The 17790-nt window shown below is 68.0% G+C and carries 22 protein-coding genes and 1 pseudogene; 14 read left to right on the forward strand and 9 right to left on the reverse strand.

Going from position 1 to position 17790, the window contains the following annotated elements; genetic code table 11:
• Positions 1–19 precede the first annotated feature (19 nt).
• On the reverse strand, positions 20–1276 hold the full coding sequence (gene serS, locus BR47_RS0107920; RefSeq protein ID WP_029119153.1) for a serine--tRNA ligase: 1257 nt from the start codon (positions 1274–1276) through the stop codon (positions 20–22).
• A gap of 122 nt (positions 1277–1398) precedes the next feature.
• On the opposite strand from serS, the gene BR47_RS0107925 reads away from it, so the two are divergent.
• Genes BR47_RS0107925 through BR47_RS0107935 form a run of 3 tightly spaced genes read left to right on the forward strand, consistent with a single transcriptional unit; the run spans position 1399 to position 3465 of the window.
• Positions 1399–2865, forward strand: a complete 1467-nt coding sequence (locus tag BR47_RS0107925; RefSeq protein WP_029119154.1) for a septum formation family protein — start codon at positions 1399–1401, stop codon at positions 2863–2865.
• 2 nt (positions 2866–2867) lie between these two features.
• Positions 2868–3218, forward strand: a complete 351-nt coding sequence (locus tag BR47_RS0107930; protein WP_020099564.1) for a metallopeptidase family protein — start codon at positions 2868–2870, stop codon at positions 3216–3218.
• A gap of 49 nt (positions 3219–3267) precedes the next feature.
• Positions 3268–3465 (forward strand): hypothetical protein, encoded by a 198-nt coding sequence (locus BR47_RS0107935; protein ID WP_020099565.1) that lies wholly within the window; start codon positions 3268–3270, stop codon positions 3463–3465.
• Here BR47_RS0107935 and BR47_RS0107940 read toward each other — a convergent pair whose 3' ends face one another.
• The gene (locus BR47_RS0107940; protein ID WP_020099566.1) at positions 3466–4140 is read right to left on the reverse strand and encodes a histidine phosphatase family protein; all 675 of its coding nucleotides are present in this window, start codon (positions 4138–4140) and stop codon (positions 3466–3468) included.
• A complete protein-coding gene (gene pheA, locus BR47_RS0107945) occupies positions 4137–5042 on the reverse strand; it encodes a prephenate dehydratase (protein WP_020099567.1) in 906 nt (301 codons plus the stop codon). The genes BR47_RS0107940 and pheA overlap by 4 nt, the downstream gene beginning before the upstream one ends.
• A 121-nt stretch (positions 5043–5163) precedes the next feature.
• Between pheA and BR47_RS29995 the strand changes: the two are divergent.
• From BR47_RS29995 to BR47_RS0107960, 3 genes and pseudogenes are all read left to right on the forward strand, one after another.
• Positions 5164–5968, forward strand: a pseudogene (locus BR47_RS29995) (DUF2470 domain-containing protein).
• Positions 5969–6028: 60 nt separating this feature from the next.
• Positions 6029–6796 (forward strand): CPBP family intramembrane glutamic endopeptidase, encoded by a 768-nt coding sequence (locus BR47_RS0107955; RefSeq protein ID WP_020099569.1) that lies wholly within the window; start codon positions 6029–6031, stop codon positions 6794–6796.
• Positions 6797–6949: 153 nt separating this feature from the next.
• Entirely contained in the window at positions 6950–7498 is a 549-nt protein-coding gene (locus BR47_RS0107960) for a ferritin (protein WP_020099570.1), read from the forward strand.
• 3 nt (positions 7499–7501) lie between these two features.
• Here the strand turns inward: BR47_RS0107960 and BR47_RS0107965 are convergent, their stop codons facing one another.
• Genes BR47_RS0107965 through BR47_RS0107975 form a run of 3 tightly spaced genes read right to left on the reverse strand, consistent with a single transcriptional unit; the run spans position 7502 to position 9709 of the window.
• Positions 7502–8356: a glycerophosphodiester phosphodiesterase gene (locus BR47_RS0107965; RefSeq protein WP_029119155.1), complete on the reverse strand. Its 855-nt coding sequence runs from the start codon at positions 8354–8356 to the stop codon at positions 7502–7504.
• A gap of 4 nt (positions 8357–8360) precedes the next feature.
• Positions 8361–9347, reverse strand: a complete 987-nt coding sequence (locus tag BR47_RS0107970; protein ID WP_029119156.1) for a DUF4328 domain-containing protein — start codon at positions 9345–9347, stop codon at positions 8361–8363.
• A 20-nt stretch (positions 9348–9367) separates the two neighbouring features.
• The gene (locus BR47_RS0107975; protein WP_029119157.1) at positions 9368–9709 is read right to left on the reverse strand and encodes a rhodanese-like domain-containing protein; all 342 of its coding nucleotides are present in this window, start codon (positions 9707–9709) and stop codon (positions 9368–9370) included.
• Positions 9710–10105: 396 nt separating this feature from the next.
• On the opposite strand from BR47_RS0107975, the gene BR47_RS33480 reads away from it, so the two are divergent.
• From BR47_RS33480 to BR47_RS0107995, 4 genes are all read left to right on the forward strand, one after another.
• Entirely contained in the window at positions 10106–10261 is a 156-nt protein-coding gene (locus BR47_RS33480; protein ID WP_020099574.1) for a hypothetical protein, read from the forward strand.
• A gap of 144 nt (positions 10262–10405) precedes the next feature.
• On the forward strand, positions 10406–11029 hold the full coding sequence (locus tag BR47_RS0107985; protein WP_020099575.1) for a superoxide dismutase: 624 nt from the start codon (positions 10406–10408) through the stop codon (positions 11027–11029).
• A gap of 218 nt (positions 11030–11247) precedes the next feature.
• Positions 11248–11778, forward strand: a complete 531-nt coding sequence (locus BR47_RS0107990) for a hypothetical protein (RefSeq protein WP_029119158.1) — start codon at positions 11248–11250, stop codon at positions 11776–11778.
• A gap of 447 nt (positions 11779–12225) precedes the next feature.
• Entirely contained in the window at positions 12226–12624 is a 399-nt protein-coding gene (locus BR47_RS0107995; RefSeq protein WP_020099577.1) for a helix-turn-helix domain-containing protein, read from the forward strand.
• Positions 12625–12672: 48 nt separating this feature from the next.
• Here BR47_RS0107995 and BR47_RS0108000 read toward each other — a convergent pair whose 3' ends face one another.
• The 3 genes from BR47_RS0108000 to BR47_RS32975 form a co-directional block, all read right to left on the reverse strand.
• Positions 12673–13836 (reverse strand): hypothetical protein, encoded by a 1164-nt coding sequence (locus BR47_RS0108000; protein ID WP_029119159.1) that lies wholly within the window; start codon positions 13834–13836, stop codon positions 12673–12675.
• A complete protein-coding gene (locus BR47_RS0108005) occupies positions 13833–14324 on the reverse strand; it encodes an ImmA/IrrE family metallo-endopeptidase (RefSeq protein ID WP_020099579.1) in 492 nt (163 codons plus the stop codon). The genes BR47_RS0108000 and BR47_RS0108005 overlap by 4 nt, the downstream gene beginning before the upstream one ends.
• Positions 14325–14386: 62 nt before the next feature.
• Positions 14387–15274, reverse strand: a complete 888-nt coding sequence (locus BR47_RS32975; protein ID WP_155987060.1) for a hypothetical protein — start codon at positions 15272–15274, stop codon at positions 14387–14389.
• 25 nt (positions 15275–15299) lie between these two features.
• On the opposite strand from BR47_RS32975, the gene BR47_RS32980 reads away from it, so the two are divergent.
• From BR47_RS32980 to rraA, 4 genes are all read left to right on the forward strand, one after another.
• Entirely contained in the window at positions 15300–15437 is a 138-nt protein-coding gene (locus BR47_RS32980) for a hypothetical protein (RefSeq protein WP_155987061.1), read from the forward strand.
• Between the two features lie 723 nt (positions 15438–16160).
• Positions 16161–16817, forward strand: a complete 657-nt coding sequence (locus tag BR47_RS0108015; RefSeq protein ID WP_020099581.1) for a DUF6474 family protein — start codon at positions 16161–16163, stop codon at positions 16815–16817.
• Positions 16818–16837: 20 nt separating this feature from the next.
• Positions 16838–17281, forward strand: coding sequence for a hypothetical protein (locus BR47_RS0108020; RefSeq protein ID WP_029119161.1), 444 nt, complete (start codon positions 16838–16840; stop codon positions 17279–17281).
• A 24-nt stretch (positions 17282–17305) separates the two neighbouring features.
• Positions 17306–17785, forward strand: coding sequence for a ribonuclease E activity regulator RraA (rraA, locus tag BR47_RS0108025; protein ID WP_029119162.1), 480 nt, complete (start codon positions 17306–17308; stop codon positions 17783–17785).
• Positions 17786–17790 lie beyond the last annotated feature (5 nt).

The following is a 17790-nucleotide window of genomic DNA, read 5'->3' on the forward strand; positions in this document are numbered from 1 at the left end:
CCCCGCCGACGTGGTTCTCTTACTTGGGCTGTAACACCGAGGTGCCGACGTACGGCACCAACGCCTCGGGCACCCGGACACTGCCGTCGGGCTGCTGGTGGTTCTCCAGGATCGCGACCAGCCAGCGGGTCGTGGCGAGCGTGCCGTTGAGGGTCGCCGCCGTCTGCGGCTTGCCGTTCTCGTCGCGGTAGCGGGTGGACAGGCGCCGGGCCTGGAACGTCGTGCAGTTCGAGGTCGACGTCAGCTCGCGGTAGGCCTGCTGCGTCGGCACCCAGGCCTCGCAGTCGTACTTGCGGGCCGCCGACGAACCGAGATCGCCTGCCGCGACGTCGATCACGCGGTAGGGCACCTCGATCAGGGCCAGCATCTGCCGCTGCCAGGCGAGCAGCTTCTGGTGCTCGGCCTCGGCGTCCTCGGGCTTGCAGTAGATGAAGGCCTCGACCTTGTCGAACTGGTGCACGCGGATGATGCCGCGGGTGTCCTTGCCGTAGCTGCCGGCCTCGCGGCGGAAGCAAGACGACCAGCCGGCGTACCGCAGCGGGCCCGCGGACAGGTCCAGGATTTCGTCGGAGTGGTAGCCGGCCAGCGGCACCTCGGAGGTCCCGACGAGGTACAGGTCGTCGGCCTCGAGCCGGTAGATCTCGTCGGCGTGCGCGCCGAGGAATCCGGTGCCGCGCATGACTTCCGGGCGTACCAGCACCGGCGGGATCATCAGGGTGAACCCGTTCTCGGTGGCCAGCCGCACGGCGAGCTGCAGCAGGCCGAGCTGCAGCAGGGCGCCCTGGCCGGTCAGGAAGTAGAACCGCGAGCCCGACACCTTGGCGCCGCGCTCCATGTCGAGCAGGCCGAGGGCCTCGCCCAGTTCCAGGTGGTCCTTGGGGTTCTCGATCTCCGTCGGCGTGCCGACGACATCCAGCACCTCGAAGTCGCTCTCGCCGCCGGCGGGCACGCCGTCGATGATGACGTTGCCGATGGCCAGGTGCGCGGCGGTGAACGCCGCCTCGGCCTCGGCCTGACGGGCCTCGATGTCCTTGATCGCCGCGGACAGTTCCTTGGCCTTCTCCAGCAGTGCGGGCCGCTCTTCCGGCGAGGCCGCGCCGACGAGCTTGCTCGCCGACTTCTGGTTGGCCCGTGCGGTGTCCGCCTCGGCGATGGCGGCGCGCCGGGCCGCGTCAGCGTCCAGCAGCGCATCCACGAGGCCGGGGTCTTCGCCACGGGACCGCTGCGACGCCCGCACCCGGTCCGGATCTTCGCGCAACAGCTTGAGGTCGATCACGGGCGTCAGACTACTTTTGTCGTCGCGGCCGTGGAATGTCGAGGGCCATTAGCGGCGCCTGGCCACAACCACATAACGGTACAACTGCAACTCTTGTCACAGCTCCAGCAGCGGCTGTCACAATGGAACCGATGTTGGACGCACCCGCGGCAATCGAGCTGGGCCCGGACACACCCCCAGACGCGCCGAAGACGACGACCACCTGGCGGCAGCGCATGCACGGCATGCATGTCACCGGGACGCAGCGCGCGCTCGTCCTCACCGCGCTCGGCGGACTGCTCATCGCCGGTGTCCTCACCGTCATGCCGGAAGGTTCGCTCGGCCCGACCGGGCTCGGCTTCAACACCGGCCGCGTCAATGCCGGCCGCGTCAGCGACACCCTCGACCACGCCAAGCCCGGCGACTGCCTGAACTGGCCGGATCGCTCGCCGGACGCCGTCGAGATCGTCGACTGCAAGAACGAGCACCGCTTCGAGGTTGCCGAGTCCCTGGACATGCGGACGTTCCCGGGCAGTGAATACGGCCCCGATGCGGCGCCGCCGTCGGACGCCCGGATCAAACAGATCAGCCAGGAGCAGTGCCAGAACGCCGCACGCGACTACCTCGGCCCGCGCTACGACCCCAACGGCAAGTTCGCGGTGAGCCTGGTCTGGTCCGGCGACAAGGCCTGGAAGACCAAGGGCCAGCGCCGCATGCTGTGCGGCCTGCAGTTGCTCGGCCCGAACAGCCAGCAGCTGGCCTACAAGGGCAAGGTCGCCGACGTCGACCAGTCCAAGGTGTGGCCGGCCGGCACGTGCCTCGGCATCGACCCGGCGACCAACCAGCCCATCGACATCCCCGTCGACTGCTCGGCGCCGCACGCCATGGAGGTCACCGGCGCGGTCAACCTCGCCGACAAGTACCACGACGTCATGCCGGCCGAGCCCGACCAGCTCGCGTACATCAAGGACTCCTGCACCAAGGCCACCGATGAGTACCTGGCCCCGGTGCAGCTGCGCGCCACCACGCTGACGCTGATCTACAGTTCCATCGCGCTGCCCAGCTGGACCGCCGGCAGCCGTCAGGTGTCGTGCAGCATCGGGTCGTCGCTCGGCAACGGCGGCTGGTCGACGCTGGTCAACAGCGCCAAGGGACCGCTGCTGGTCAACGGGCAGTCGCCCGTCGCACCGCCGGCCATCCCGGAGGAACGACTGAACCTGCCGCCGATCCCGGTCATCGAACCGCCGGTGGACACGTCGTCGCAGAGCTCGTCGTCGTCCTCGTCGCAGGGTTCGCAGTCCGGTTCGTCCAGCCAGTCGGGCCAGAACCAGCGCGGCCAGCAGACCTCGCAGTCCCCGCAGGGCAACCAGCACATGCCGGGCCAGACGGACACCTCCAACCAGCACGGCAACACCACGCCCGGCACCCCTCAGCAGCAGCAGGGCAACACGTTCCTCAACGGCCCGCCGCCCGCTCCCGCGCCGCCGCCCGGTTTCGGCGCGCCGCTCGACGGCCCGCCGCTCGAAGAGGCGCCCGCCCCGGCGCCGCCGGCCGGACCTGTGGGTGCGGGTGCGCCCCCGGGACCGGCGGTGCCGGCGCCCGCTCCGTAGCCATGCCGGTCCGCATGGGGCAGCAGCGCTTCGAGGAACTGGTGTCCGACGCGCTCGACCTGATCCCGCCCCGGCTCGCCGCGGCGCTCGACAACGTCGTGGTACTCGTCCAGCCGCGCAACCCGGACGATCCCGGCATCCTGGGCCTGTACGAGGGCGTCGCCCTCACCGAACGAGATTCCTTCTACGCGGGCGCGCTGCCGGACACCGTCACGATCTACCGCGACGCCCTGCTCGACATGTGCGACTCCGAGGAGGAGGTCGTCGACGAGGTCGCCATCACGGTGATCCACGAAATCGCCCACCACTTCGGCATCGACGACGAGCGACTGCACGAGTTGGGCTGGGGCTGAGCAGCGCGGCACCGCGGGTTTGTCGGACCGCGGTGCTACAACAGAGTTCATGAGCACCACCTGCCGCAATTGCGTGGATGGGCTGGCGCACTGCCACGGCACGGTCATCGTGCACGTGGGCCTGCCGGCCGAATGCACCGACGAGACGTGCGCACTGCCCGAATCCGAACACACGCTGCGCATCGACTGCGACGTGATCGGGTGTGGCTGCGCGGAGCCCGCGATGGGCCTGCGCGCCGCGGGATAGTCAGGCCATCGGGTCGGGCGCCGGCGGCGCTTCGGGGTCGTGCCCCGGGTAGAACGGCGGCGTCTTCGCGCCCCACTGCACGCAGCTCCACCGTCCGTCGGTGATCGGGCTGAGCACCACGCATTCGGCGTTGAGCAGATGGTGCTCCAACGCGAAATCGGCGTCCACACCGGCCAATTGGGCCGCGACGAGCCGGATCGCCGCGCCGTGGCTCACCACGACGATGTCGCCGACCCAGTCGTGATCGTCGAGGCTGCGCACCCGCAGGTTCGTCAGTACCGGCACATACCGGTCCAGCACCTCGCGGCCCGTCTCGCCGCCGGGCATGGCGACATCCAGCTTGCCGCGCTGCCACTCCTCGTAGATGGCGTCGAACTGCTCGATGGCGGCCGCGTCGCTGCGGTCTTCCAGATCGCCGACCTGCACCTCGTGGATACCGTGCGCCTCGACCGGATCGAGGCCCAACCCGTCCGCGATCTCGGCGGCGGTCTGCTGGGCGCGCGCCGCGACCGAATGCACCACCAGGCCGACGGGATGTGCCCAGTCGATCCCGAAATCACGCGCCTGCTGCCGGCCGAGCTGGGTCAGCGCCGCCCCCGGCGGCCGGGTGTCCAGCCGCTTGGCGACGTTCGCCTCCGACTGCCCGTGCCGCACCAGAACCAAACGGCCACTCATCCGCGTTGCCCCTCTCTCAACCCCGCCAACCACTGCGTCGCCTCATCGGTGACCGGCGGCACCGCGCCGGCAGCCACCCCGGTCGGCCACGAACCGAGGTACCGCACGTCGGCCACGCGCCGGTGCAGCGCCTTCAGCGCCTCGGCGACCGGCGCGTCATCGATATGTCCGACACAATCCAGGAAAAAGATATAGGTGCCCAATTCCGTTCTGGTGGGCCGAGATTCGATGCGGGTCAGATCGATGTCGCGGATCGAGAACTCGGTCATCGCCGAGACCAGAGCACCCGGTTCGTTGCGCAACCGCAGGACGACGGACGTCCGGTCGGCGCCGGTGCGCGGCGGCGGCGGGCCGGGACGGCCGACGAGCACGAAGCGCGTTCTGGCGTTGGGCTCGTCGACCACACCGTCGGCCAGCGAGTCCAGTTTCCACCGCGCGGCCGCGAGGGCGGTACTGACGCCGGCGTCCACCAGACCCTCGGAAACCTGCTGCGCCGCACCGGCATTGGAGATCGCGGGGACCACGGTGGCGTGCGGCAACCGGTCGGCCAGCCAGCGGCGGACCTGGGCCGCGGCCACGGGGAACGCCGCGATCGTCGACACCGCATCGGCGGTTACCCCGGGCCGGACGACGATGCTGAACGCGACGTCGAGCGTGTGCTCGGCGAAAATCTGCACCCCACTGCCGGACGACAGGCTGTCCATGGTCGGCAGCACCGAGCCCTCGATGGAGTTCTCGATCGGCACACACGCGTAGTCCGCGGCGCCCGTCCGGACGGCTTCCACGGCCGCGCTCGAGCTGTCGCAGGCGACGGGTTCGAAATCCGGGTCGCCGGCGACCAACTGCAGCATGGCCGCTTCAGTGAAGGTGCCTTGCGGCCCGAGATAGGCGATGCGTGCCACGCCGCAACCCTACTGGCTGCCGGTCGGCCAGAGCCCGCGACGCGGTCCTTTCGATAGGCCTTGCGCCAACACCCAGCGATAGTTAACTTAGGCTTACCTCACTTACTAGCGAAGGCGGGACATGCGCGACCTCACGACGACAATCGCAGCACCGACCACGGCCGAACGCGTCCGCAGCGCGTGCGCTCGAGCTGCTGACGCGACGCTGGCCGCCGACGGCGTCACGCCGACCACCACGCCGGTGCACCACCTGCTGGCCGACGGCTCCGTCGTCCTGACCGTGCCGGCCGCGGGCCTGCTCGCCGCCACCGTCACGGCCGCCGGAACCGGTGGCGTCGCCGCCATGCTGGAGTTGACCGACCTGGCCGCCCTGCCGCTGCGCGAACGGGTGCGCTCCCTGGTCTGGTTCCGCGGCCGCCTCCACGACGTACCGTCGGCCCGCGTCCGGGCCATGCTCGACCTGGTCGCGTCCGAGCACCCGCACCCGGCATTGCTCCAGGTCAACACCGGATCAGGGGCCGGCGAAACCGACACGCCCTACACGCTGGGTCCGCCTCGAGATCGAGTCCGTCGTGGTGGCCGACGCCACCGGCGCCGAATCGGTGCCCGTCGGCGCGCTCCTGGAAGCCCGGCCCGACCCGTTCTGCGCCATGGAGTCGCACTGGGTGCAGCACATGGAGAGCGCCCACCGCGACATGGTCGACCGGCTCGCCAGCCGGCTGCCGGTGACGCTGCGCCACGGGCACGTGCGCCCGCTGGGCCTGGACCGCTACGGCGTGCAGCTGCGCATCGAACGCGAAGACGGCGACCATGACGTCCGGCTGCCGTTCACCAAGCCCGTCGACGACGTCACCAGCCTGAGCCGCGCCATCCGCACCCTGATGGGCTGCCCGTTCCTCAACGGGCTCCGCGCGCGCAAGATCTGAGCGCGCCGATGAGCCGTTCGCGCGAACAGCCTTAGACGAGCGCCGGTTACCGTAGCTGCGATGACCGGGCCGCAGCAGGAGCACACCGAACGTCGCGCGCTGCGCCTCGAGATCGCCGTGGTGCTGGCGGTGACGTTCGGCCTGTCGGCCTACACGGCCGTCGTGAGCCTGGCCGAGGCCGTCATCCTCGGGTTGTCCGGGCAGAAGGTCGCGCTCAACCGCCGCCGCTCCCCGATCGACTTCATCGACTTCCTGCTCAACCTCAGCCCGGTCATCACCCTGGTCGGCTGGGGCTTCCTGGCGCTGTACCTGTTGTGGCGCAGCGGCTTCCGGCCCGCCGCGATCGGGCTGGGGCGCTTCCGGTGGCGCCCCGATCTGCTGGGCGGCCTGGGACTGGCCGCACTGATCGGCCTGCCCGGGCTCGGGCTGTACGTGGCCGGGCGGGCGCTGGGCATCGGCGTCGACGTCGTGCCGAGCACGCTCGGCGACACGTGGTGGCGCATTCCGGTGCTGCTGCTGATGGCGTTCGCGAACGCCTGGGCCGAGGAGATCATCGTCGTCGGGTTCCTGCTGACACGCCTGCGCCAGTTGGACGTCTCCGAGACCAAGTCGCTCGTCCTGTCAGCTCTGCTGCGCGGCGCCTATCACCTCTATCAGGGGTTCGGCGCCGGGTTGGGCAACATCGCGATGGGCCTGGTGTTCGGGTACACCTGGCGGCGCACCGGCCGATTGTGGCCGTTGATCATCGGGCACGGCGTGATCGACGCGGTGGCGTTTGTCGGCTACGCGTTGGCCGCCCGCCATTTGGGTTGGCTTCATCCCGCGTAATTCCGCCGGATGCCAGCCAAGCCTTACCTCTATTCGCATTCAGCAATTCGAATTAATGGATATTGCATACGTCACATCGGGTAAGGATACGCTTTCCTGAATTAGGTTGACCTTGCATGACAAGGCCATTTGACCTGCACTATCTTCATTTTCATGACCGACGTGACGCGCCTCGAGACGAAATTCCACCAACTGCTCCAAGAACAGATTCGGAGCGAATTCGGCGCGTCTCAGCAATACATTGCGGTTGCCGTCTACTTCGATGGGGAAGACCTCCCTCAGCTCGCCAAGCACTTCTATGCGCAGGCCGTCGAAGAGCGCAATCACGCCATGATGCTGGTGAAGTATCTGCTCGACCGGGACATCGACGTCGAGATCCCGGGCGTCGACTCGGTGCGCAACAGCTTCGCCTCGCCGACCGAGGCCCTCAAGCTCGCGCTCACCCAGGAACGCGTGGTCACCGAGCAGATCAGCCGGCTGGCCAGCGTGGCCCGCGAAGAGGGCGACTACCTCGGCGAGCAGTTCATGCAGTGGTTCCTCAAGGAACAGGTCGAAGAGGTCGCGACCATCACCACGCTGGTGAAGATCGCCGACCGCGCCGGTGAAAACCTGTTCAACCTCGAGGATTTCGTCGCCCGTGAGCTGGCCGGCGCCGGTGCTGCCGACCCGACCGCGCCCGAGGCCGCCGGCGGCAACCTCTAGCCGTTACGCCTCGGCGTCCTGGCCGCTGTCCCGGCCCGCGCCGGTCAACCCGTTCTGCAACCAGTCCTTGGTTCGGCCCGGGTGATTGGTGGCAACCCACCCGACACCGAGATCCGCGCAGTAGCGCACGTCCTCGTAATGGTCGACGGTCCAGCAGTACAGCGCACGCCCGTGCGCGGCCGCATGGTCGACCAGTTCGGGGTGCTCGCGCAGCGTGGTGATGGACGGGCCCACCGCCGTCGCGCCGACCGTCGTCGCCGCGCTGCCGCCCAGGTACCGCGACGTCTCACCGAGCAGCACCGTCGGCAGCATCGGTGCGGCGCGGCGAATCCGCCAGACCGCCGCCGCCGAGAACGACATCACGACGGCGCGGGCGAGGTCGGCAGAGGCCGGCGCCGCGATGCCGTACCGGTGCAGCAGTGCGAGCACCTTGCTCTCGACGAGCGCGCCGTACCGCACGGGATGCTTGGTCTCGATGAACAGCTTCACCGGCCGCCCCCAGTCCAGCGCCAGCCGGATCAGGTCGTCGAGGGTGAGCAGTCCGGCTGAACTCTGGCCGCCGTCGGCCCGGCTGGGATGCCATGCGCCGTAATCCAATTCGCGCAGCTGCGCCAGGCTCATCTCGCTGACCAGCCCGGTGCTGTCGGACGTGCGGTCCACCTTGCGGTCGTGCACGCACACCAGGTGCCCGTCACGCGTCAGCCGGACATCGCATTCGAGGCCGTCGGCGCCCTGGCTCAGTGCGAGCTCGTAGGCCGCCAGCGTGTGCTCGGGCCGCTCGGCCGATGCGCCACGGTGTGCCACCACGAAAGAGCTGTTGCGTGTGCCGTCCGTCCCGCCAGTGCCGTCCACGCCCATGGTCCTATGCTGCCGGTTCCTCCGGCGTGGGCTCAACCGGAACCGCCGATTGGGCGCCTGATTCTTCGGCTTGCTCAGCATCCAGGACGACCCAGCGCGGTGCGGGCGCGTCAGCCTGTGTCCGCTCGAAGGCGTGATAGACGCGCAGGACCAATGCCAGCGACAGCATGCCCATCAGATACGCGATGACCGTCACCTCGGTGCTGTCGGCGATGCCCTGCGGGTCGGTCGCGAACATGCCCACGATGGACCACACGACAACCAGGCCGGACACGGCCCAGATCGCCCACCAGACGCCGATCGGGCGACGCAACGTTTTCACCCGGTTCTCGGCGGTGGCCATCTCGGTGACGAACACCGGCGCGAGGAACATGTTGACCACCGGCACGAGGCAGCCCACCCACAACACCCAGCGGCGGCGTGGCTCGGTGGTGCCCGCGCGGTGATAGGCCGCCGCGCGGCGGGCGATCAGCCAATTGGTGAAGACGATCGCCGTCGCCAGTACCGCGAACAACGCGACGACGCTGGCCGCGACGCCGAGCCAGCTGCCCGCGAGGGCCACCCACGGGTTGAGCAGCACGGTGCGGTTGATCAGCAGCAGGACGTAGCGCACGACGTGCATCAGCGCCGCGGCGCCGAGCGCGATCATCGTGATGGCCGCGACCGTCTGCACGACCGCGGTCGACGGTCCGCGGTGCGCCTGCTCCTGCTCGGCGGCCAGCTCGGGAGCCTGGGTGAACTCTTCGGTCAGGCCCCAGCGCGGAATGTGGTCGTAATGCGGGGTCGGCCCCAACGGCGGCTGGTGCCGCCGCGGCTTCGGCGCCGGACCCGGACGGACGGCGATCCAGCGATATCCGCGCGACGATTTCGTCTGCCCGGCCGGCGTCGGCGCGTCGGGTGCCAGCAGCGGACCACGGCAGCGCGGGCACCACTGACGCTGGCGATCACGCACGTTCCAACGCGTCGAGCACCGGGAACAGACCTGGATCACGGAACCAGCCTACGGGCCCGTCAGACGGCGCCGGGGGCGCCGTCGTCGGTGACGATCGCGCGACCGGCCCCGGCCCAGGCCAGCATCCCGCCGGTGACGTTGACCGGCTCGAACCCGTTGCGCGCCAGGTAGTGCGAGACCTTCAGCGACCGGCCGCCGGCATGGCAGATGACGTACAGCGTGGCGTCTCCGTCGATCTCCCCCAGCCGGGCGGGCACCTCGCTCATCGGGATGTGCTGCGCCCCTGCGGCATGGCCCCGGGCCCACTCATCGTCTTCCCGCACGTCGAGCAGAACCGCGGCCGAGTCGAACTCGGCGGGCAACTGATCGATGTCAATCTGCGGCACGTGCACATCGTCCATGCGTACATGCTGGCACGAGCAGCGCTCACGCCACCACAGCACACCATGACAGCAATCGCGGAACTATCCACAGTTTCCACAGGTTCATCCACAGGACGACGCGGCGACCGTTGCGGGTCTCACCGGCCACAGCGAGCCGAACGCATAATTGACTGGGGATAAACAAGAGGCCATTGGCCCCGGTTGATCAACAGGGCGACACGCGGCGTGAGCGAAAAAGCTTGCCGAGCTAAGTAACTTTGGGGCCGCGGATGCCGGCCCGCCGCCGATGGCGCCCGATTTCCCCGTCCCGCTGGCAAACGGTTATGATCGGCGTCACAACATCGGGTTGTGACAATCCTCACTCCGCTCGAAATCGGGAACTCAGGATTGTTCTGGCAGGTCAGGGAGTATGCAATGGCGGCACATCCGTTGCGTCCGGGCTCGGGCGCCTCGCCCGAGTGGCATTCGGCGTTCCCGTCCCGCACCCACAGCCAACTCGTCGCCTGCGTCCGCGCCGGCATCATCGCGCTGTTCCTGCTCGTCGTGCTCGTTCTGATCGTTCTGGTCTAAAGGCCCAACAGGCATCGATCCCACCCCTGTTACGGGGGTGTCCTTGCGGTGCGCGCAGCGATGGAGCAATGTGGTCTGGGATCTGTGGACGAACCCCAACTAGGGTCGTTGATCCCGCACGCGATCATCTAAGGAAGGAATCCTGTGGCTGAGTACACCCTGCCGGAACTGGACTACGACTACGGCGCTCTGGAGCCGCACATCTCCGGTCAGATCAACGAGATCCACCACAGCAAGCACCACGCGGCCTACGTCAAGGGCGTCAACGATGCGGTGGCCAAGCTTGAAGAGGCGCGGGCCGGCGACGACCACGCCGCGATCTTCCTGAACGAGAAGAACCTGGCCTTCCACCTCGGCGGCCACGTCAACCACTCGATCTGGTGGAAGAACCTGTCCCCCAACGGTGGCGACAAGCCGACGGGCGAGCTGGCCGCGGCCATCGACGACCAGTTCGGTTCGTTCGACAAGTTCCGCGCGCAGTTCACCGCGGCCGCCAACGGCCTGCAGGGCTCGGGCTGGGCGGTGCTGGGCTACGACAGCCTCGGCGGCCGTCTGCTGACCTTCCAGCTGTACGACCAGCAGGCCAACGTGCCGCTCGGCATCATCCCGCTGCTGCAGGTCGACATGTGGGAGCACGCCTTCTACCTGCAGTACAAGAACGTCAAGGCGGACTACGTCAAGGCTTTCTGGAACGTCGTCAACTGGGCCGACGTGCAGGAGCGCTTCGCCGCCGCCACCACCAAGACCAACGGTCTGATCTTCGGCTGATCTCGCGTTTCCGGGTAACGGGGCGTCGCGCTGTTGCGCGGCGCCCCGTTCTCGTTACCACTGAAGCTCTCACCCCGCGAGTCGGAAGCCACTCTCGGCTCACGTGACACTTCTGGCACTCGGGCCATCTTGCGTGCTAACCCGTCACTGCCGCACCCTGGAATCAGCGATCCACTGCCGTATCGACAGATTGCTGATTGAGGTACCGGAGGGCAGCCATGGAGAGGTCTGGGCCAGCCGTCGAGATTGCGCCGTTCCATTCTGGCGGCGCATTGAAGGGGTTCGTGGTGTCCGGGCGGTGGCCCGATTCCACCAAAGAATGGGCCCAGCTATTGATGGTCGCCGTCCGAGTCGCGTCACTGCCGGGGTTGCTGGCAACGACCACCGTCTTCGGCACACGGGAAGAACTGCCAGAACATCCACAGCCAGGCACCGTGGGCCTTGTTCTCGCGGAAGGCCCCGTTGTTGGCGAAGCAGCGGTGACACCCGGATACTTCGCCGACCATCAGCCGACTGCGCTGTTGATGCTCCACCCGCCCGCCGAGACGACGCCGTCGCTGCCGGAGTGCCGCGGCGCCGCGTCCGGGTGCCTGCTCCTGCCGGGACTGCCTTACCTGGGACTGGATCACCGGGCCGCGTGGGTGGAGGCAGAAGCAGACGGCACCATCACCTCGATGGTCAGCCGGGTCGGCGTCGATCCCATCAGCCACCCCGATACCGCCATTCTGGCGATGCTGCTTGCCGCCTGACCCAACAGTGGGTTAACAGCAAAGAATCGGCGAATTTCGCCACGTCACGGGCCGGCGAGCGAGGGCGCTCCACATCCAGCTCGCGCGGTTGCCGCATCCCGCCGCTCCGGTTAATCGTCGGTACGCTGATGGCAAACACTTCGGACGACACCGAGCGCCGCGCAGCCGGATTGCTGAATCGCCCACCACCCGACAGCGACTGTGACGCGACGTGCAGTCGAGGTCCGGGCAAAATAGCATACGCGTCAAAATTTGCCTCATCAGGCTACGGGCAGGCACTGGGATCCCCCCTCAGAACCGCAGCTCGGAGCCGTTTGAACCGATAAATCTGGTAGCTGGACCGAGTTTTCCGTGGTTTGCACTTGGCTCTCGGCGCAACTCTCGCTACGATAGTCAGCAAATAGTGACACTGACGCCTGCAGATATCGCTAAGTGGAGGAATAACCGATGAGCATGACGTTCGCCGCTCGGCTGAACCGGCTGTTTGACACCGTCTACCCGCCAGGACGCGGCGCTCACACATCTGCCGAGGTCATCGCCGCACTCAAGGCCGAGGGTGTGACCATGTCGGCCCCCTACCTGTCGCAGCTGCGTTCGGGCAACCGGACCAACCCGTCTGTCGCGACCATGGCGGCGCTTGCCAACTTCTTCCGGATCAAGCCGGCCTACTTCACCGACGACGAGTACTACGAGAAGCTCGACAAGGAACTGACCTGGCTGGCCAACATGCGCGATGAGGGCATCCGCCGCATTGCCGCTCGTACCGTCGGCCTGTCCCCCGAGGCCAAGAAGGACCTCGCCGACAAGGTTGACGAGCTGCGTCGCCAGGAGAACCTCGACAGCTGAACCGGTTAGCCCAACCGGGCTCGACCACATTACGACCAGCGGATTCCGTTAATCCGCTGGTCGTACTGCTTTCACCCGACCGACGGACGCCTTGGCGGCGGTTCCGGTCGCATCCGCCTTACCCTGCCGATCCAACTCGCGGTACTGCTCGGCAATCGCCAGGATCCACTCTCGGTCCGAATATGTCGCGGGCTGCCTGAGCCAGCCCGGCCCGGGGAACTTGGTCCGCGAACCGCCCTTCGGCCGGCCGCCGCGGCCGTCATAAATCCAGCTGGCCACGCGCCGCGCCTGCACATCGGGCGCCACATCGACGCCGCGCGAGTCGGAAACGTCGCCGCCGTCCAGGACTGCGGTGGCCTCCAGGTACAGCGCATCGGAGATCAGCGACATCTGCTCGGCCACCCGGAAGAGCAGCGGACCGCGGGGCCGCACACCGATGCCTATGTTCGGATGACGGCGGCTCAACTCGGCGAGCAACGGGGCGATGGTCCGCAGTTCGCGCCGCGCCCCGAACCAGTCCTCGACGCTGGGCAGCAGCGAGCCGCTGGCCACCACCAGCATGGCGCAGCCGAGAATGGTCGCCGCCGCGCCGACACCGACCAGCTGCGTGCTGCCCACCGCGCGCAGCAGGATGAAGGCGCTGGCCAGCACGATCAGCACGATGCCGACGCTGAAGACGAACAGGGCCCGGCCCCGCCGGGTGCGGTTCGAGTTACGCACACCGGCCCACGCGACCAGCGTCAGCGCCAGCAGCACGTACAGCAACGGCAGCAGCCACGACAACGAGTTGCCGCCCGAACCGAGATTTCTGCGCAGGTACTCCTCGGGCGCCATCTCCGGCTGCTGCGGGGTCAGGAAGAAGAGGACCAGGGTGAGCACCCCGATCGCCCCGGCGACGCCGTACTGGGCCAGGGCGATGCGGCGGATGACGAGCGGTTTACGACTCGACGAGGCCGACGTGATCATCACGCAACTGCCTGCGGCACAAGCGATCAGCGCCACCTGACTGAGCATGCTGGACACGTTCGGCCAATGCAGGATCGTGTCGAGCAGCAGCGTGAGCGGCTCCCAGTTCAGTGCCGCGACCAGGCCCAGACTGCCTAACGCGACGATCATCGCTGCGCTGACGAGCGACTGTTTGTTGACCAGTGCCCAACCGATACGGAGGCCGGTCGCCAGGCCGAGAAGGCCGGCGATAACCCAGATGATCAACCAAACGCCTCGCCGAGACGGATCTGGACGATCGACGAGCGGTCAGAAGGCAGCCGGCCCAGCCGGTGGATCAGCAACGCCGCGAAATCCTCGGCTTCCTGTTCGGCTTCCTCACCGGCCGGCCCCATACAACCGGTCCGCTGATTCAGCATGTAGCCGATGAGATCGGAACTCGCCAGTTCCATGGAGTCACGGGCGGCCTCGACGACGGAGACGCCCTCATGGCCGAGAACCAGGTGGCCGAGCTCGTGGGCCAGCGTCCGGTCTCCGGCCGGGAGTCCCTTTTGCAAGAGGAACACGTCGCGGTCGTTGTACTGGCGCCACTGTCCACAGACCCCGGCCGGGAGGTCGGCCATGGTCACCTCGATGGGGCGGCCACGATCCTCGCTGACGGCTTCGACGAGACGGGCAAGTGAGACCTCGCCACGTCGCGGGGCAAGATCCAGCACCGAATTGACTGCGCGTGTGACACGGCGGCTCGCGGGCATGCCGAACCCCCTTTCACTGCGATTGGCACGGTTGCCATCAATTGTGCCGCAGACCCATTGCCTCAGGTCATAAATCGTGCAGTGCCGCTGCGGCGGACCACGTGACCAGCGCGCGCCTGCCGGTAGCCGACCAGGCCACCGGCGCCCGTCAGGATGAGGATGCCGGTGAAGCCGGGGACGGCCACCGCGGCCACCTCGCTGAGACCGGCTGCACGCAGGTAGTCAGGATATCCGGCGCGGAACGCGGAGTCAGCGATGATCTCGTTCTTGGCGCCGAAAGTGGTCGGTTGCGGTGACCGCACCGCCGGGAGTTCTGTCGGGGCGCTGACGACGACCGGGTTGTCCAGTTTCAGCGCGGGAAACGCCGGCGTATCCAGTACCGGCGCCGCCGGCAGGATCGCAGCCGGCGCGGGCATGCGGTTCGGGCGCCCCGCATTCAAGTTCATGGTCGGGACGACCTGCCCGCTCAGCATCGACAGCGACGTCTGCATGAAGGGCAGCGACGTCGCGGCGTCGAGCGTCGCGTTGGTGAGCCCGGCGACGAAGTCATAGACCGGCTCGATGTGTGCGAGGACGAAGACCGGGATCGCGGCGAGCTGCGCCAGCACCGGAATGTTCGACATGTCGGGCAGCTGCGGGAGCTGATCCCATTTCGGCAGGCGCGGCACCAGCGACGCCAGCGGGATCTTCGTCAGATCGATGCTCTGCACGGCGCCGGTCGGCGACGTGTGGACCGCGGCGGTCGGCAGGGAGAACGTCAGACCCATCAGGTTGATGCTGGTGGTCGCCCCGGCCGGGGTGGCCTTGACCGGCGTCTTGGTGGGCGACGTGGACGGCGACGCGGGGCTGTCCGATCCGCTTCCCGGCTTGACGCCGCCTGCGGTGGGCAGGGCAGGCAGACCCGGCAGCTTGGGCAGGCCGGGAAGGCCCGGCAGGGACGGCAGGCTCAAGATGTTGGGCAGGCTCGGGAACCGGATGGCGGGAACGCCCGTCGTGGTCGCGGGCTCGGTCGACGTCGCGGGACCGATCGCGGCAGCCGGTTGCGGTTGGCTCGTCGCGCCCGTCGTCGCGGGCGCCGTGGTGCCGGTCGTCGTGCCGCTTTCGGTCTGCTGAGGCGACGAGCCGGCCGACTGCTGATGTTCGCCAGCGGCCCCGTTTGCCGTTCCGGAATCTTCGGACCGGCCCGGCGAAGTGGCATTGTTTTGTTTGCTGGGGGCATTGCTTTCGGACGTATTTTTGCCGGATTCACCGGTTTTGCCGGGGTCGTGAGCACCGGCTTCAGAACCACTCTTGGCAACGCCGCCGGACGCGCCGCGCTTATCTTTTTTCGTGCCCGAACCGGTGCCACCGATCGACGGCGTCTGCGACTGGCCGTCGGTGGGCTTGGTGGGCCGCGCGGGGGACTTGTGCCCGCCACCAGCGGTTGAGCCACCACCGGGCTTCGTGCCCTCGTGGGAAGCCCCGTCACCATGGCCACTCGAGCCACTACCGGAAGATGCCGTATCAGCGAAGGCGTTCGCGCCACCCAGGCCAGCGATCAACAGCCCAGATGCCATCAGAGCGGCAGCTGTAGCTATTCGTTGGCGTGGCGCCATCGTTCCCTCCGCTTTCATGGCATCAAAAACCCGCTCCGATGAATTCCGAATAATTGTCGCACAGCCGCCGGACTTTGTTTGCTGGATAAAGTAACGAGAAATGTGGGAAATTCCACCCTGGAATTGCGGCGCAATTCGAGCCGCGACCCGGTGCCCGATTGTGGCCCACGGACGATAAGGTGACGTCACCATCGCAGCAAGATCGTGCACACGTGTCGAGACGACCGGGAGGTCAGCCGGAATGGGCCTGTTCAAGCGACGCAAGAGCCGGGCAACCCGTCGCGCCGAGGCGAAGGCGATCAAGGCGAAGGCGAAACTCGAGGCACGGCTGTCCGCCAAGAACGAGGCCCGCCGCATCAAGGCGGACGGCCGTCGGCAAACTAAGCGGGACCGGGCCGGCGTCAAAGCCCAGCGGGACAGCGACAAGACGGCACTCAAGGTTGCTGAAGCGCAGCTGCAGGCGGTCCGTGAAGGCAAGCTGCTGTCGCCGACCAAGATTCGCCGGCTGCTGATGGTGTCGCGAATCCTCACTCCTGTTGTCGTGCCTGTGGCGTACCGGGCCGCGATTGCCGCGCGCGGTCTCATCGACCAGCGCCGCGCCGACCAGCTGGGTGTTCCGCTGAGCCAGATCGGCCAGTTCTCCGGCGCCGGCGGCGCGCTGTCGGCCCGGATCGCCGGCGCGGAGCGCTCGCTGCGCCAGGTGGCCGAGAACAAGCCCAAAGATGCCGAGACCAAGCAGTTCGTGGCGACGCTGTCGAGCAAGCTGGCCGACCTGTCCGCGGCGGTGACTGCGGCGGAGAACATGCCGGCCCCGCAGCGGCGGACGGCGCACGCCGCCATCGAGAGCCAGCTCAACGGCATCGACGCAGACGTCCTGGCCCGCCTCGGGGTGTCCTGACCGCCCGGAGGAGCATCCGCATGGCAGACGAGCAGAATTCCCCGGACAAGTCGCAACCCGGCGTTCCCGCGAATGAGACGCCGGCCGAGAAGGCACCTGCCAAAAAGGCGCCCGCCAAAAAGGCTCCGGCGAAAAAAGCTCCGGCCAAGAAGGCCGCAGTGAAAAAGGCGCCCGCGAAGAAGACGCCCGCCAAAAAGGCCGCGACCACCGCGCCCGCCAAGAAGGCGGCCGCGAAGAAGGCTCCGCCGAAGGTCGCGCCGCCAGCGCCACCAGCGCCCCCGGCTCCCGAATCTCCGGCTCCTCAGCCGCCGGCTCCCGACGCCCCGGCGCCCGCACCACTGCCCGTGCTCGACCTGGCTCCGCCCGTCCCGCAGCGCTCGCAGCTGCCGGTCACCGCGGTGATCGCCGCGAGCGTCCTGGCCCTGCTCGTCGTGCTGCTGGCCCGACGCCGCGCCGCTGACTGACTTCGCCCCTGAGATAATCGGCGGGTGACCATCGAACCCCGCGCCACCGCCGACCTCGTCGACGAGATCTATCCCGATGTCCGCAGCTGCGATCTGCAGCTGCAGAACTACGGCGGTCGAACCATGTTCGCCGGCCGCATCACCACGGTGAAGTGCTTCCAGGACAACGCCCTGCTCAAGTCGATCCTGTCGACGCCCGGTGACGGAGGCGTCCTGGTGGTCGACGGCGACGGCTCACTGCACACCGCCCTCGTCGGCGACATCATCGCCGGCCTCGCCCACGACAACGGCTGGTCGGGCGTCATCGTCAACGGCCCGGTGCGCGATGCGTCGACGCTGCGCACCATCGACGTCGGCATCAAGGCGCTGGGCACCAACCCGCGCAAGGGCACCAAGACCGGTGCCGGTGAGCGCGACGTCGCGGTGACCTTCGGTGGCGTCACCTTCATCCCGGGTGACATCGCCTACTGCGACGAGGACGGCATCGTCGTCGTGACACCGTGACCGTC

It is taken from the genome of Mycobacterium sp. UNC410CL29Cvi84, assembly GCF_000686745.1.
In the GTDB taxonomy this organism is placed as follows: domain Bacteria; phylum Actinomycetota; class Actinomycetes; order Mycobacteriales; family Mycobacteriaceae; genus Mycobacterium; species Mycobacterium mucogenicum_B.

What these genes read in the sequence shown, in the direction of transcription:
- BR47_RS0107990 (WP_029119158.1), top strand. Translation starts at nt 11,248, where the DNA reads ATGGAGAGGTCTGGGCCAGCCGTCGAGATTGCGCCGTTCCATTCTGGC.
- BR47_RS0107965 (WP_029119155.1), bottom strand. Translation starts at nt 8,356, where the DNA reads ATGGGCGTGGACGGCACTGGCGGGACGGACGGCACACGCAACAGCTCT.
- BR47_RS0108005 (WP_020099579.1), bottom strand. Translation starts at nt 14,324, where the DNA reads ATGCCCGCGAGCCGCCGTGTCACACGCGCAGTCAATTCGGTGCTGGAT.
- BR47_RS0107925 (WP_029119154.1), top strand. Translation starts at nt 1,399, where the DNA reads ATGGAACCGATGTTGGACGCACCCGCGGCAATCGAGCTGGGCCCGGAC.
- BR47_RS0108020 (WP_029119161.1), top strand. Translation starts at nt 16,838, where the DNA reads ATGGCAGACGAGCAGAATTCCCCGGACAAGTCGCAACCCGGCGTTCCC.
- BR47_RS0107975 (WP_029119157.1), bottom strand. Translation starts at nt 9,709, where the DNA reads ATGGACGATGTGCACGTGCCGCAGATTGACATCGATCAGTTGCCCGCC.
- BR47_RS0107940 (WP_020099566.1), bottom strand. Translation starts at nt 4,140, where the DNA reads ATGAGTGGCCGTTTGGTTCTGGTGCGGCACGGGCAGTCGGAGGCGAAC.
- BR47_RS32980 (WP_155987061.1), top strand. Translation starts at nt 15,300, where the DNA reads ATGGCGGGAACGCCCGTCGTGGTCGCGGGCTCGGTCGACGTCGCGGGA.
- BR47_RS0107935 (WP_020099565.1), top strand. Translation starts at nt 3,268, where the DNA reads ATGAGCACCACCTGCCGCAATTGCGTGGATGGGCTGGCGCACTGCCAC.
- BR47_RS0107995 (WP_020099577.1), top strand. Translation starts at nt 12,226, where the DNA reads ATGAGCATGACGTTCGCCGCTCGGCTGAACCGGCTGTTTGACACCGTC.
- BR47_RS0107955 (WP_020099569.1), top strand. Translation starts at nt 6,029, where the DNA reads ATGACCGGGCCGCAGCAGGAGCACACCGAACGTCGCGCGCTGCGCCTC.
- BR47_RS33480 (WP_020099574.1), top strand. Translation starts at nt 10,106, where the DNA reads ATGGCGGCACATCCGTTGCGTCCGGGCTCGGGCGCCTCGCCCGAGTGG.
- BR47_RS0107930 (WP_020099564.1), top strand. Translation starts at nt 2,868, where the DNA reads ATGCCGGTCCGCATGGGGCAGCAGCGCTTCGAGGAACTGGTGTCCGAC.
- BR47_RS0107960 (WP_020099570.1), top strand. Translation starts at nt 6,950, where the DNA reads ATGACCGACGTGACGCGCCTCGAGACGAAATTCCACCAACTGCTCCAA.
- BR47_RS0108015 (WP_020099581.1), top strand. Translation starts at nt 16,161, where the DNA reads ATGGGCCTGTTCAAGCGACGCAAGAGCCGGGCAACCCGTCGCGCCGAG.